Origin of the sequence: Desulfogranum marinum (assembly GCF_963675105.2) — a bacterium.
Lineage (GTDB): Bacteria > Desulfobacterota > Desulfobulbia > Desulfobulbales > Desulfobulbaceae > Desulfogranum > Desulfogranum marinum.
Map to the genome: position 1 here is coordinate 1,037,893 of NZ_CAXXRO010000004.1, position 15,969 is coordinate 1,053,861.

A 15,969-nucleotide genomic window follows, 5' to 3' on the forward strand; every position below is an offset into this window, starting at 1 on the left:
ACCAATATTTGCACGGAATCCACAGCCGGCGTTATCATTTCCCTGGATTAATTCTTTTAATTTCATGGTGATAGCTGGTGCGTGTGCTGAATTTGATAATAAATGAGTCTGTTGATTTACTAGGGTTTTCGTTCAAGGTCAGGTAAGCGAAGACTCCGAGGCATGCTTAAAAAATAACCACAGGCATATAGTTGATATCGGAGTCTACGCTTACCTCCGAGGATTATTTTATCAGCATAACAAGGTAAGCGCTAGACTCCGAGAAATTGGGCGAAAAGACAGTAAATCCACGGGCTCATAAATGTCATGTCGTTCAAAAGGGTATGCTCTATACAGTTATAACCGAGTTTTCTTCTCCATATTGATTGGTAACGTAATTATCTGCCTTCTCGTCATTAACCCAGGTAGTTCCATCCAGAACATATCGGAATTGATAAGCATTTCCGGCCTGTAGGGAGAGGGTTACTGAGAAACTGCCATTTTTAGTTTTTTCATGAGATTTTCTTTGCGTGACCAGCCATTGAAATCTCCAACGACTATCGCACGTTGAGCACTATCGGGATTATTGCATTTGAGCGTAACTCGACAAATTTTTCCTGATTTTGAGTAATTTTATATGCGCATAGTTTCAATCCAAAATGGAACTATTCAGCCTGTATATAAAGAACTCACATATTTTTTTGCCACATCACTCCACGAGAATCGTTCCTTGGCTGCTTGCGTAGAGATCTGTTGCCATTGCTCGATACGAGTGTCATGTAGCTCTACGCTTGTCTTAAAACATTCCAGCATACTCCCGGCTTGGTCCGATAAACTATTCCCTGTAAAGACAAACCCATTCTCATTGTCTTTAACTGTATCGCACAAGCCGCCAACGCCATGAACAAGGCATGGTTGGCCGGCTCTCATTGCCAGCATCTGACTAATGCCACAAGGCTCAAAGGAACTGGGCATCAGGAATAAATCACCACTTTCATAAAATAAATCTGCCAAGGATGCAGAATATCCATTGAGAAAGATAAAATTTGGTTTACCGGCGGCTACTTTTGTAAGGAACGTTTCCAGCTCGCTATCACCACTGCCCAGCATCAGAAAAATGCCATCATCGCCAAGAATATCGAGTAAGTGTTCCAGCGCAGACTGACCATTAGTCATTTCCTGTTTAAGTATACGTACTTTTTGGTCTGTGACCCGACCGACTGATGTTAACACAAAAAACGCTTTATCAGATGGTGACCCCAGCCACCTGTTCAGGTTGTGCAATGCAATGAGATGAGCACTTCTAACAGTTACCGTGGCCGCAATCCAATGCAATAATTCTTTCTCCGACTGCACGAGTAACTCAGCAAGAGGAACCTGAGTATATCGCCTGCTGGGGTATTCGCATCCATTGAGGATCCCATGTAAACGACCATTATCTGCAGCCAGTTTTAAGTCCTTTTCAAGGCCTTCACCACCAAAATATCCTTGATCCATATTGCTGGGGAGCAAAATTTCCTGTGCATAGGTAGGAGATACGGTGTGTACCTTGTCACAAAGGTTGATGCCGGTTCGCATCAAATTAACACAGTGGACTACTCTTGGATCGTGAATTGGTTCATGGTCATATCTGAGCTGTGGAAACCAGGATTGCAAGGAAGATTCATCCCCTTCCAAGGGGCGTATTCCCTGCAGGGCCAGGTTATGTACGGTGAAAACCGAGCGGATATTCTGCAACGTATGATATTGCGGTTCATACGCCAGCAACAGCGCGACGATCGCTGCATGCCAATCATGCAAATGCAGCACATCAAGTGTGCCGAAGTGATCATTTGCTATCGCCTGACAAACAGCCGAACAAAACAAGGCAAATTTGGTGGCATCGGTAGCGTAAGGCCTGTCTGAGGGATCATTACAATAGATGCTGCCGATGCCACCAACAGAAAACAGCGGATGCTCTATCACCCAGATCCGTACATTTTCATGAGTATTTTTTGCTGGTACCCTAAAAAGGTTGATGGTCTCTGTTTTACTTGCGAACGGCACCTGGACTGATCCCTGAAGGGTAGCACCAGGTAACTGGGAAAAAAGACCATACCCCGGTGTGATCACTTGGACTTGATGACCTTGATCTCCAAGGGCAGGGGGGATATCTCTTATTACGTCACCAATACCACCAACCTTACCGCCGGGTAGTGCGTCATTTTCAGATGCAACCATTAAAATATTCATAATTTAAAGGAGTTCCACGTTAGGTTATGACGTCTGGAGCCACACGTCCGGTCGACTGCTTAATAGCAGCTATCTGTTCAGCTGCTTCTATCAGAGCAGCCAGAGCCTCTTGAGGCTCCTGGTTTAATACAGCATCTTTATAACAATCGAGGTAGACCCGTAATGTGGCACCCTCAGTACCGGTACCTGATAAACGGAATACGATTCTCCCCCCATTACTGAAAAAAATCCGTATCCCTTGTGTTGTTGATTCACTATGATCTACCGGATCATGGTAGGCAAAATCATCAGCAGCTTCAACGTGAAGCCCACCAAACTCCCGCCCCGGCAGTTGATCAAGAGTAGAGCGAAGATGGTCAATCATCTGTCGAGCTTTATCACTATCCACACCTTCATAATCGTGCCTTGTGAAATAGTCACGACCATACTGCTTCCAGTGTTCGCTGACTATCGAAGCAACGGGCAATTGCTTTGCTGCAATCAGGTTTATCCAGAATAATACTGCCCATAGACCATCTTTCTCTCGCACATGGTTTGAACCGGTACCAAAGCTTTCTTCGCCACAAAGGGTAATTTTTCCGGCATCGAGCAGGTTACCAAAAAACTTCCAGCCGGTAGGTGTCTCATAACATTCAACACCCAATGCCGCCGCAACACGATCGGCTGCTCTGCTGGTTGGCATGGAACGAGCGATTCCGACAATGCCTTGTCTGTAACCGGGAATCATTTGTGCGTTGGCGGCTAAAATTGCCAGGCTATCACAAGGATTGATATAACAATCCTTACCCAACACCATATTTCGGTCACCGTCTCCATCGGAAGCCGCACCAAAATCCAGTGCATCGGGACCCGATAAGCGGGATACAAGCTCTTGCGCATGAACCTGATTTGGATCAGGGTGGCCACCGCCAAAATCCGTTAGCGGGACCGCGCTGATGACCGTCTCCTTGGGTGCTCCCAGTCGGTTTTCCAGAATTTCTTTGGCATAAGGTCCCGTGACTGCATGCATGGCATCAAAGCACATTCGGAACTCCCCTCCGGAAAACAAAGACGACATGGCCTGGAAATCAAATATCGATTCCATCAAGTCGGCATAGTCAACTACCGGATCAATAATTTCAATGTGGGCTTCACCTATTTGATGGTTACCCAGTACGTCCAGATCTATATCTTCTGACTCAATCGAAAAATATTCTTCAATCTTTTGCGTTTGCTGATAAATCTCATCGGTAACTTTTTCCGGCGCCGGCCCGCCATTGGTTGCATTATATTTGATACCAAAGTCTTTAGTCGGTCCACCCGGGTTATGGCTTGCAGATAAAACAATGCCGCCAAAGGCCTTATATTTGCGAATGACACAACTTGCTGCAGGTGTTGACAGGATACCACCCCGCCCCACTAAGAGACGCGAGAATCCATTGGCTACGGCCATGCGTATGATGATTTGAATGGCCTCCCGATTATAAAAACGACCGTCGCCACCGATTACCAACGTATGGTCTGAACAGGGGCCGATGGTATTAAAAATCGCTTGCACAAAATTTTCCAGATAATGGGGTTGTTGAAACTCCGCAACTTTTTTGCGCAACCCGGATGTCCCAGGTTTTTGGCCGGAATATGGGTGGGATTGAATTTTCACTCGCTTCATTACTCTCTTCCCCCTTTAAAAGAAAATTTTAGATTCCTGAATCATTATAACGCCGTAGTTACTGTCATGGTTTGTTGAGGCTGACCTTATTGCATTTTTAGGATTACCGTTGCCAACGGCGGCAATGTCAGCGATAGTGACTGTGAATACCCGTGCATTGGTACCTGATCCGTGGTTAGCCCTCCATCGTTGCCCACATTACTTCCCCAATACTTCTCGGAATCACTATTGAAGACCTCTTGATACTCACCTGGTTGAGGTACACCAATACGATACCCATGCCATGGAACCGGAGTAAAGTTTGAGACGATGACGAGGAATGCATCACTTGATTTTGCTTTGCGTATAAAAGACAGGACGCTGTTGTCAGTATCGCTGGCGTCAATCCATTCAAACCCACTTGCTTCAAAATCATTTTCATAAAGCGCTGGTTCATTTTTATACAGTCCATTCAAATCCTGAACCAAGCGTTGCAAACCCTTATGATTTGGTGCCTTGAGCGAATCCCATTCCAGGCTGGTGTCGAAGTTCCATTCCTGCCACTGACCAAATTCGCCCCCCATAAACAGGAGTTTTTTCCCAGGATGGGCCCACATAAAACCATAGTAAGCGCGTAAGTTAGCAAATTTCTGCCAATCATCCCCCGCCATTCTGGTGAGCAGCGTGCCTTTGCCATGCACCACTTCATCATGGGACAACGGTAAAATGAAGTTTTCGTTAAACGCATAGAGAAGACCAAAGGTCATATCATTTTGATGATATTTACGATGGATAGGATCTTTGCTCATATATCCGAGAGTATCGTGCATCCAGCCCATATTCCACTTGAGGCTAAACCCCAGGCCACCGGTATAGGTAGGTCTTGAGACCATTGGCCATGAGGTCGATTCCTCTGCCATGGTAAGCACTCCGGGATAAACCCCATGGACAACCTCGTTCATTTTACGCAGGAAACTGATTGCTTCCAGATTCTCCCGACCACCATACTTATTAGGAAGCCACTCTCCATCCTCACGGGAATAATCCAGATACAGCATCGAGGCCACCGCATCAACTCGCAAACCGTCAAAGTGGTATTTATCAATCCAAAATAAGGCGTTTGAGATAAGGAAGGACCGGACCTCATTACGTCCATAGTTAAAAATCTTAGTTCCCCAGTCCTGATGTTCTCCTTGCCTTGAATCTGTATGAGAATAGAGATCGGTACCATCAAAAAAGTTCAGCCCGGCTCCGTCTTTTGGAAAGTGAGCAGGGACCCAGTCAAGGATAACCCCTAACTTGTGCTGGTGGCACGTATCGATAAAATACATCAGGTCTTCCGGGTTGCCAAATCGACTTGTGGGAGCATAAAATCCCAGCACCTGGTAGCCCCAGGAACCATCAAAAGGATACTCGGTGATGGGAAGCAGTTCGAGATGGGTGTATCCCATCTCCACCACATAGGGAATGAGTTCATCGGCTAATTCACGATATGTCAGGTAGCGGGAGCCCCATTTTTCGTCGGGCACTTTTCGCCAGGAACCGAGATGGACCTCATAAATGGAGAGCGGTCGATCAAGCGCCTGGAATTCTTCCCGCCTGCTAATCCAGTCTCCATCGGACCAGTGATAGCGGTTAAGATCTGCAACCACCGAGGCGGTTCTTGGACGCTGCTCCATAGCAAAGCCATAGGGATCGGCTTTCTCAAAATTTTCACCTGATTGGCTCACTATTCGGTATTTATACACTGCATACTCGGATAACTCCGGCACAAAAAGCGTCCATATCCCGCTGTCACTGGATGCGAGGGGGTGGCTCTCATAATTCCAGTCATTAAAATCGCCTATTAAAAATACCTGCCGTGCATTGGGGGCCCAGACACTGAAATAAACACCTTTTTTGTCGTCAATCTCAACCAGCTGAGCCCCCATTTTTTCATAGGTCCGCTCGTGGCTGCCTTCGCCCATAAGATAGGCATCAAAGTCAGTTAGCATTTTTTTATCACTCAAAACTTTCTCCCCTGCAGTTTCTTTATCTGGAGCAGAACTTCCATTATCAAGAGTTGCCTTGCCGTAATTAAAATTTTCATAACAGTGTAGCGATGTCAACGTTGTGGCAGATCTTACCGAAGCAGACAGGGGACTGATTTTTTTTCATGGTTTTTTATGAAAAGTAGATAGCGAAGACTTCGATCTGTCTCCCGAGTCAAAATTGCTAATAATTCAAGATAGCCTTATTACGTTTAAGTTCAGACTCTATCCTGCACAATAATGCCTTTTTGATACGCCTCGTGCAACGTGGTAAGCTCTTCTATCGTTTGTCGCATCTCTCTGCCTACATCTGTATCTTTGATACGAATACGCTGCTTCCTGTTTTCAAGAATCTCAGTAGTGCAGTCGATGTCGTGGGCAGCGGTGTTAGAGAGCAGATCATCCACCTTACGCTGGTGGGTCGCCAGCAGAAGCCCCCATGAATTAGAAACCAATGTATATCCGGCAATACCGGTCTTCTTCTGGTAGGCCTTGGCAAAGCCACCATCGATTACAAGCAATCGTCCTCTTCCTTTTTGGGGGCGTTCTTTTTCTTTTACAATTACGGGGACATGGCCGTTGATTATATGGCCTGTCTCTGGGTTGAGACCGAACCTTTCCAACATACGCTTAACCATCTGTTCGTCATCCCGAAAGGTGTAATATATATTACGAGGCTCCTTATGGGTGGCTTTGTCAGCAATGAAATATTGCTCAAAGGTTGTCATCTTATCCTTACCAAACAGGGGCGAACAGGGGCCGCACCACAGGTACCACATGGCGTCCTGGCCGGACTGCTTTTCAATGGAATCCTCAGAGCAAAAAAAGCCCTGCCTGACAAGATTATCAAACGCTTCCATTAACTCACTCCCCTCGTATTCCTTATTCCCCAGGTGCAGAGATGTAAATGAGCCGTCACTATTCATGGGAATGCAGCCATGGTACAGCAAATTACCATTATAGATTTTATGGATACTCCCTTTGTTAAAGAGGAAACGAGTATGTTGCTGGAGTTTTTCACTGTGCAAAAAAGCCACTTTCAACCTGTCCATCACATGCTGCTCTGCTGATGTCAATGTATAGGGTGATTCCGGTGCGACGGTTTGAAAAAGGGCATCCTTTAAAGGATGCATCTGATCATCTATCTTTACGGTTCCCTGCTCGAGGTCCAGATGATGGAGAAGCCGGCGATCTTCAAGACCATATTCCGGTCGACGAGCTATAATCTGTGCTTCCAGTTTGAATTGAATAACAGTGATGGCTTTATGCATCTGAGCCATCATTCTTCGCTCCCCTTCAGAATCGCTCGATGCATTGAACTTCTGCGGCAAAAAAAGGTCGCAGGAATCATCACCATAAATTTCGATTGCCAGGGAGGCAAGGGGTAGCAGGCTTATGGCATATCCGTCTATCAGGGTGTCCATATTGCCGTGACGAAGAGAGATCCTGATAACATTCGCAATACAGGCGTCGCAACCGCTGGCCGCCCCCATCCACAAAATATCGTGATTACCCCATTGTATGTCGATGCTGTGATAGCTCATCAACCGATCCATAATGAGGTGCGCGCCCGGACCACGATCAAAAATATCCCCTACCACATGGAGATGATCGATGGCGAGACGCTGGATAGCCTCAGCTATCACTACGATGAAAGCTCTTCCGTGGCCGGATGCAACAGTTGTCCTGATAATGCTCTGATAATACATGGCTTTGTCAGGCAAAGTTTCTTTTTCATAGAGGAGCTCTTCCACCAAACCTTCAAAACGTCCCTCAATCAATTGTCTGACCTTGAAACGGGGATATTTTGATGCAACAGCACGGAGCACCTGGATCATGCGATACAAGGTATTCTGGTACCATTGATCCTGTTCGTCGGCACCCGGCAACATGGTTCCAAGCATTCGATCCGGATCATAAATAAGGGCACCAAGTTGTACTTGTTCCTTTGCAGAGAGCGTTTCTTGGAAAATCTCTTCTATTTTTCTTTTTATCGAACCGGATGCGTGGCTCACCAACTTACTAAAAGCTTCATATTCACCGTGTATGTCGGAGATGAAATGTTCCGTACCCTTGGGTAGATTCAGTTGAGCTTCTAAATTGATTATAGCCTCAGCGACAGCTTCCTGGGAAGAGAACTCTTTGGCCAGATGCTTCAGATAACGCATATGCTCTGAATATGGCTTCATGGATCAGTTCCTCTTGAGTTGATTTTGGGCTTATCAAGGGCGTCCCAAACTATTTACAGAATCCCGCAGCCTACTCAGATCACAGTATTATCAGGAATAACGCCACTTTTGGGGACCACCACCAAGCCATCTCGGACCACCCAGTTGTCATTTTCCGAGTCGGGTCGATCGGGGAGTGAACGAATGTGAACATTGCGCCCTATACGGGCCTTCTTGTCGAGGATTGCACTCTCTATGACGGAGCCATCGCCAATCCCTATATCGGGACGGGACAGACGTATATTTTCCGCACGTTGCTCATCGGTCTCATGAAAGTCTGAGCCCATCATAATAGTGTCACGCATGACCACCTTAGAGCCGATGACACTGCGTAACCCTACTACGGAATTGCTTATATCCGCACCGCCGATACGGCATCCCTCAGCCAGCAGGACCTTGGAGAGTTTCGCTCCCTGAAGCTCGGTGGGGGGTAAAAAACGCGCATTTGTATAGACGGGCTGATTGACCGCATTGAGATCAAATGATTGGCCACCGGCCAACTCCAGATTAACTTCATAAAAACGGCGTATAGTCCCTATATCCGCCCAATATCCATTAAAGACATGCCCCATTACCTTATGGTCCGACAGAGCTTTTGGAATTATATCACTACCGAAATCGTCGCCTGATGCAGACAACAGTTTTGAGAGAACTTCTGTTGAAAAGACATATATCCCCATGGACGCCATGAACGGTTTGTCGGAGTCAGGGGTACTTACTAAATCATCTAACAGCTCCGGGCCAGGCTTTTCGGAAAAACGAGTAATTTCACCATCAGAGTTCCTTTTGAGAATACCCAGGGCGGGTGCCTCTTGAGCACTCACCGGCTGCACCGCCAACGTAATATCAGCCTTGGACTCCACATGATACTCAACAAAATTTTTATAATTCATCCGGTAGAGATGATCGCCGGCAAGGATGATGACATATTTAGTGTCTGAATTTTTTATCTCGACCAGCTGTTGTCGAACAGCATCAGCCGTACCCTGATACCAGCCGGTGCTGCCGGGGGTCTGCTCTGCAGCCAAGATTTGCACCCAGCCGTCAGTGAACATATCACGGCGATAGGTTCTAAAAATATGTCGATGAAGAGAAACTGAGTTGAACTGCGTCAGAATAGCTATTTTATCGATACCGGAATGGAGGCAGTTACTTACGGGAATATCAATCAAACGGTATTTACCTGCCACCGGAACCGCTGGTTTTGAGCGTTTTTTTGTTAAAGGATACAATCTGGTTCCACGCCCTCCCCCCATAATTAAACCAAGAACATCATTCATCATTGCAGACAATCCCCCCCTACTTTGTTTTGACGGCAGTTTCTAACAGACGGAAAAATGTGTCTTACTGCCCCTTAATACCTTTACGTCCCGCATACCTTACTTTTTCTCCAAGTTCCTCTTCGATGCGCAACAATTGGTTATACTTGGCAACACGATCAGAACGACAGAGGGAGCCTGTTTTGATCTGTCCGGCAGCTGTCCCAACCGCCAGGTCTGCAATGGTTACGTCTTCCGTTTCCCCGCTTCTATGGGAAATGACAGCGGTATAGCCGGAATCTTTAGCCATTTGTATAGCTTCCAGGGTCTCGGTCAACGAACCGATCTGGTTGAACTTAATAAGAATAGAGTTGGCAACGCCGGTGTCTATACCTCGCTTAAATATTTTGGTATTGGTCACAAAGAGATCATCACCAACCAGCTGAATACGGGATCCGATTTTCTGGGTCAAACTTGCCCAACCATCCCAGTCACTTTCATCCAGGCCATCTTCAATGGAAATAATAGGATACTTTTCACAGAGTTCAGCTAAATAATCGCCAAAACCTTCAGAATCAAAAGTCTTCCCTTCACCTTTCAGGTTGTAGATGTTGTTTGCGTAAAATTCGGATGCTGCACAGTCAAGAGCCAGGGTTATATCTTTATCCATCTGGTAGCCGGCTTTTTCAACCGCCTTGACAATAACAGACAACGCCTCTTCATTAGAAGCGAGATTGGGTGCAAAGCCACCTTCATCCCCCACTGCGGTGTTTAACCCTTTTTCGCTCAACACCTTTTTCAGGTTATGAAAAATTTCGGCACCCATCCTGAGAGCTTCTCGAAAGTTTTTCGCGCCTACCGGCTGGATCATGAACTCCTGGATATCAACATTATTGTCCGCATGCTCCCCACCATTAATGATGTTCATCATCGGTACAGGCATTGAATACCTGCCGGGGGTGCCGTTGAGTTCTGAGATATGCTGATACAGAGGAATTTTTTTCTCCATGGCCAACGCTTTTGCATTAGCAAGGGAAACCGCGAGAATCGCGTTGGCACCAAGTTGCTCTTTGTTCTCGGTCCCGTCCAGTTCAATCATTATTGTATCTATGGCTTTCTGGTCATCACCATCTTTACCGATAAGAGCAGGGGCTATAGCATCATTTACTGCTGCAACAGCCTGTAGAACACCTTTTCCCAGATAACGGTTTTTGTCACCATCCCTCAGTTCAAGGGCTTCCCGGGAGCCGGTTGACGCTCCGGATGGGGCTACCGCCCTGCCACATGCACCCGATTCCAGGTACACATCCGCTTCTACGGTAGGGTTTCCCCTTGAGTCAATCACTTCACGGCCTACTATTTTGCTTATTTTTGCCATCACTTCCCTCCTTATTGGCTATTTATCCATCCCCGATATGATCAAACCAATTTTTTCGGATACAATTCACAGAAAAAATGCATCCCTGCAGATATCCCCCGGTGAACGCCGAGGGATATCAATGTATAGTTGATAAATTGGTGCTTATTTCATCAAACTTCCCATGTGATTTAAGGTTCTGATTAATTGACTGACATAGCTCATTTCATTGTCATACCAGGATACAACTCTCACCTCATAAATATTTGTTCCACAACGTTGTGCAAGTGTTTGGGTGGAATCGAAAAGCGAACCATAGCTCATGCCGATTGTATCGCTTGACACCAGCTCCTCGTCGGAATAGCCAAAGGATTCATCTGCAGCCTTGTGCATTGCCTCATTGAGGCCCTCAACACTTACAGAGTCGGTCTCATCTTTTAAGGTAGCATCAAGAATAGTGATGGAGCCGGAAGCAACTGGAACGCGTTGTGCCGATCCAATCAGCTTTCCATCAAGTTCAGGAATGACGAGACCAATCGCTTTTGCAGCACCAGTTGAATTAGGTACAATGTTTATTGCCCCGGCTCTTGCACGACGAAAATCACCTTTCCTGTGCGGGCCATCAATAATCATCTGGTCGCCTGTATATGCATGAATCGTGGTCATGAAGCCTGTTCGTAACTCACGATATTCATTTAATGCCTTTGCCATTGGAGCGAGGCAATTGGTGGTACAGGATGCACCGGAAACAATGAGATCATCACTTTTCAATGTATGATGATTGACGCCGTAAACAATGGTTGGCAGATCACTGCCCGCAGGAGCTGAAATAAGGACCCGCTTTGCACCTGCATCAATATGTGCCTGACTCTTGTCCTTTGCGCAGAAAAATCCGGTGCATTCCAAGACAATGTCTACACCGAGGCTACCCCATGGAAGGTTCTTTGGTTCCGGGTCCTTGTACACTCTGATTTCCTTGCCGTCGATGACAAGAGCATCTTCCGTACTTTCAACTGTATGCCCAGTGAAACGACCTTGTACACTGTCATATTTCAGGAGATGGGCAAGCATCTTTGGCTCTGTTAAATCGTTAATGGCCACAACTTCAAAACGATCATCGCCAAAGATTTTCCGAAACGTAAGTCTTCCTATTCTTCCAAAACCGTTAATAGCAACTTTAAACATTTTTTTTCCTCCAATTTGAAATAGATGGTGCGATGGAAGCTTTATTCCAATTTTTTGAATGCGAATTTAGAATTTGCCGGCGCTACCGAGAACATTTTCGTTTTTCTCTTTGATCAATGTGATCAACTCATCCCGGGCAGGTCCGAGATATTTACGTGGGTCAAACTCTGCCGGGCTTTGGGCAAACACTTTGCGAATAACAGCCGTCATTGCCAAACGACCATCACTGTCGATATTAATTTTGCAGACAGCTGATCCTGCGGCTCGGCGGAGTTGATCAACCGGGATGCCCACTGCACTCTCCAGATTGCCGCCAAACTCATTGATCATATCAACATGCTTGGGAGTGACTGAAGATGCACCATGAAGGACAATGGGAAAACCAGGAAGGCGTTTTTCAATTTCTTCTAAAATATCGAAGCGCAACGGCGGGGGCAGCTCACCGGGGGCAAGCTTGAATTTATGCGCACCGTGGGAGGTGCCGATGGAGATGGCTAAGCTGTCCACCCCGGTCTTCTCCACAAATTCCTCCACCTCTTCAGGCCTGGTGTAATGCGACACCTCAGATGAAACCTCATCTTCCACCCCGGCCAACACGCCAAGTTCCCCTTCCACTGTGACATCAAATGTATGTGCGTATTCAACAACCTCGGCTGTTACCTTGATATTCTCTTCAAAGCTGTGATGGGAGCCATCAATCATTACCGAAGAGAAACCGGAATCGATACAGTCCTTTGCCTGCTCAAAGCTGGAACCGTGATCAAGGTGAAGGGCTATGGGAATGCTGCTCCCTATATCCCTGGCCATGGCAACGGCTCCTTGTACCATGTAGGGTAAAAATATCGGGTCGGCATATTTTCTGGCACTACCTGAAACCTGAAGAATAACAGGAGAACCGGACTGGGCACAGCCGGTAACAATTGCTTGCAACTGTTCCATATTGTTGAAATTGTACGCAGGGACCGCATACTTACCCTGCATAGCCTGGGCAAACATTTCCTTGGTGTTTACCAAGCCGAGCTCAGTATAATTATGATTCATTTCAAGCTCCTTAAGCAATGGGGGGTGAATAAAATGTAACGGATAGGTGGCGAAACTGCTCCCGGATAAGCAGTTCAACCCAGCCGGGTGTGCTAAAATTGTATCAGCCCGGATTTCTCATCAGTTCAGGCGGTGCCAGGTTCGAAGTTTTTGGTAGTAAATCATAGTAGGCTATCGGAGTCTACGCTTACCTTTTACTGCCAAAATACTGAAGAAGATGGTACCGCATGGACTGACCTTTGGTGAGCATTTTGTTAAATTGATATCTGATTGATTTTAATGACATCAGACTGAAATTACTAACCTTATCGAAAAATGACAAAATGCTCATGAGAAATTCGGGTTAGAGTTGTATAAGCTCAACCTTCGGCAATAAATCCCTGACTTGAGCAAGTGTTCCCACTGTCGTGCCGTTTTGACCGGCGGTGGCAGCGCCGCAGGCAATGCCCCAGCGTAGTGCCTCGGAGAGTTCAACTCCTTCGCTGAGCCCCCATACCACTCCAGCAACCATTGAGTCGCCGGCGCCAATGGGGTTTTTCTCAACAATTGCCGGGCTAGCCGCCTTCCATGTATCCTGCCCATTCACCAGCAAGGCGCCTTCTTTTCCCAAAGAAACAATCACATTGGCCGGCCCCAACTTTTTCAAGGCCTCTGCGGCAACAGCGATCTCTTCTGTGGTGCTTACCGGTAGTCCGGTTAACTCGTGGGCTTCCTCATCATTTGGCTTTACCAGTAATGGGCCGGCAGCACAGCTTTGCTTCAGCGGCTCGCCGCTGGTATCGAGAAAAACCTTGGCACCTGCCGAATGGATGAGCTCGATAAGCTCACCATAGAAATCAGCAGCAACTCCAGGGGGGAGGCTGCCAGCCAGCACCCACCAGTCGCCGGGTTTTACATTGGTAACGATCTTTTCCTTTAGCAATGCTAAATCGCTTTCCTTGATGGTTGGTCCGGGTTCATTGACTTTGACATAGTGGCTGCTTTCGCTGCTGACGATGGACACGTTGGTCCGGGTTTCTCCTTCCACCCAGACAAAGTCCGTCTCGATTCCAAGAGCGACAAGCTTTTCTTCAAGTAACTCTCCGGTTTTGCCGGCAGCGAACCCCATGGCAACACTGGGAACCCCCAGCGAATTGAGCATTCGGGCTACGTTGAAGCCCTTCCCGCCGCAGTCTACTTGCCACTGGGATGCGCGAAGCACCGTGTCAAAAGCGATCTCACCGACTGTTAGTTCGCGGTCGACGGCAGGATTCAGGGTTACGGTATAAATCATATCTCACCCCTTCCAAAATTTTTCAAACAACGCTTCTTCCGCTTCCAAGGTCCACATATTTCCCGGTTCGAGTTTCTCTGCGATTTCAGGGAAGTGCTTATGGAGTTCATCAAGTCCAAGGAGTGGCAGATCTTCAATTTGTGGAAAGATAACAATTTTACCTGCATATTTTCCGTCGATAACCGCCTGGATACCTTCTTTCGCCACGTTCATCCCGCCGATGGCGCCAACGCTTCTTGCAGGTGAAAGCGAACCGCCGGAGGCCTGATTGAGCACCTGACGCTGGTCTTCCAAGGTCAGGCCGGAGGTGCCGGTATACTGAGCGTTATGCAAATACACGTTGCTCAGGTTCATTGGGGCCATTGTACCATTGGGAACGCCGGCAAAGAACACCAGCATCCCGTTTTCATTCATGAGTGTATCGCTTTCAGCCATAACACCTGCAATGGGTACACTCACCACCACATCTTCAGCCCCTTTTCCACCGGTAGCCTCCATGACAAACTCATGGAGCGACTTGTCGCTGGTTTGAGGGTTGAAGGTCAGGAGTTTGCGACCGTTCTTTTCAGCGAGTGCTGAGAAACGGTCAACAATGGCTTCCAGTCTCAGATCGCTCACCTCTGTGGCAATAACTGTTTTGGGGCCATCAGGCAGCTCGATGGCACGCTGGACATGCATCTGCCCCATGGGGCCTCCAGCTCCAACAAAGACTGTGGTTCCATTGGGGGAGAGCTCACACCTGTTGCGTTGCTCGCCATAGGAAGCCGCGATGTCCGGGCCCTGGTTGCCGATGAAAGCGATGTAATCATAATGAAGCCGGCCGACATCGGTATCGACAAGCCCATCCAGAGGAGTCTTGCCGACCATGTTCATGGTACCCCGACGGGCGATATACTTAGCCACTTTGCCGACCATGTCTGCAGAATGTGGATCAAGCATGACGATATCGTCAAATCCGTTACCGTCGGTAAATTCTTGGCCAAGCTCTTCGTACTGTTCAACAGTGATACCGTTACGAACTTCCACCTTGGCTGTTGTCTTTGCGGCAAGATCGGCAACAGCTGCAGGAGCATCGGAAAGGATAATCACGGCTGGAGCATCCAACCCTTTGGAAAAATTATATTCGGTTGTATCGCCGGGAGAGCCGATGATCCACATCACACCGCCTTCTTTAGGGTCCAATCGTCTGCGCTGGGTGTAGGAAGCAAGTACACAACCCCAAGGCTCCAAGAGCGAGGCCTCGGCATAGCCCATGGAGTCATCAACGGGCAGCAGGCATTCTCCCTCATCGGTCTCAAGCATTTCCGGACCGATCAGGTGGTACTGGATAAGGCCACCTGGAATAGTGTACCCATAAGCTGTACTCTTCCCATTCTGATAAATATCGGGTTGGACAGCTAACCGCTGGCCGGCGTGGTACCGGTCTTTCAACTCTTCACCAACTTCGACCACTGTAAGTGACGCTTCATGACCAAGCCTGCCCGGTTCTTTGGAGAGATCCCGGTTGTATAGCTTGGGATGACTGCCGCCCATGTTGATCAATTTTACATCGGAGAAGCAGAGCCCCACCGAGTCTATACGTACCAGCATCTGGTTTGCTGCAGGTTTTGGGATGGACAGAGATTCCGGCTTATTGTCCTTGCCGATATTCTCTTCTCCGGCTCCATACATATTCCAGACCAAGCCTTTTTCAGGCACATTAATTTTTGGAGCGTGATATTTTTTATATTGCGATGTCATGATTGTCTCCTTGGAGTA

At 47.4% G+C, this 15,969-nt stretch carries 10 protein-coding genes; all 10 read right to left on the minus strand.

Translation table 11 applies throughout. The features are described 5' to 3' along the window. Positions 1–648: 648 nt before the first annotated feature. The 10 genes from ACHZCY_RS13495 to ACHZCY_RS13540 all read right to left on the minus strand — a co-directional run bounded on the left by ACHZCY_RS13495 (position 649) and on the right by ACHZCY_RS13540 (position 15,951). Positions 649–2,199 (minus strand): glycogen synthase, encoded by a 1,551-nt coding sequence (locus tag ACHZCY_RS13495; protein WP_394713405.1) that lies wholly within the window; start codon positions 2,197–2,199, stop codon positions 649–651. 31 nt (positions 2,200–2,230) lie between these two features. Continuing rightward, complete coding sequence (locus tag ACHZCY_RS13500; protein ID WP_319549258.1) at positions 2,231–3,859, minus strand: alpha-D-glucose phosphate-specific phosphoglucomutase; 1,629 nt, start codon at positions 3,857–3,859, stop codon at positions 2,231–2,233. An 86-nt stretch (positions 3,860–3,945) separates the two neighbouring features. Further along, a complete protein-coding gene (gene glgB / locus ACHZCY_RS13505; protein ID WP_394713439.1) occupies positions 3,946–5,832 on the minus strand; it encodes a 1,4-alpha-glucan branching protein GlgB in 1,887 nt (628 codons plus the stop codon). 254 nt (positions 5,833–6,086) lie between these two features. Then, on the minus strand, positions 6,087–8,057 hold the full coding sequence (locus tag ACHZCY_RS13510) for a fructose-1,6-bisphosphatase (RefSeq protein WP_319549260.1): 1,971 nt from the start codon (positions 8,055–8,057) through the stop codon (positions 6,087–6,089). A gap of 74 nt (positions 8,058–8,131) precedes the next feature. Next, entirely contained in the window at positions 8,132–9,379 is a 1,248-nt protein-coding gene (locus ACHZCY_RS13515; RefSeq protein WP_319549261.1) for a glucose-1-phosphate adenylyltransferase, read from the minus strand. A 61-nt stretch (positions 9,380–9,440) separates the two neighbouring features. Continuing rightward, positions 9,441–10,733 carry a phosphopyruvate hydratase gene (gene eno, locus ACHZCY_RS13520; RefSeq protein WP_319549262.1) on the minus strand — a complete coding sequence of 431 codons (1,293 nt, stop codon included), beginning with the start codon at positions 10,731–10,733 and terminating at the stop codon, positions 9,441–9,443. 144 nt (positions 10,734–10,877) lie between these two features. Then, positions 10,878–11,897, minus strand: coding sequence for a type I glyceraldehyde-3-phosphate dehydrogenase (gap, locus tag ACHZCY_RS13525; protein WP_205224436.1), 1,020 nt, complete (start codon positions 11,895–11,897; stop codon positions 10,878–10,880). Between the two features lie 66 nt (positions 11,898–11,963). After that, positions 11,964–12,938 carry a class II fructose-bisphosphate aldolase gene (locus tag ACHZCY_RS13530; protein ID WP_319549263.1) on the minus strand — a complete coding sequence of 325 codons (975 nt, stop codon included), beginning with the start codon at positions 12,936–12,938 and terminating at the stop codon, positions 11,964–11,966. Positions 12,939–13,281: 343 nt separating this feature from the next. Then, entirely contained in the window at positions 13,282–14,211 is a 930-nt protein-coding gene (pfkB, locus tag ACHZCY_RS13535) for a 1-phosphofructokinase (protein WP_319549264.1), read from the minus strand. 3 nt (positions 14,212–14,214) lie between these two features. Beyond that, on the minus strand, positions 14,215–15,951 hold the full coding sequence (locus tag ACHZCY_RS13540) for an alcohol dehydrogenase catalytic domain-containing protein (protein WP_319549265.1): 1,737 nt from the start codon (positions 15,949–15,951) through the stop codon (positions 14,215–14,217). Positions 15,952–15,969 lie beyond the last annotated feature (18 nt).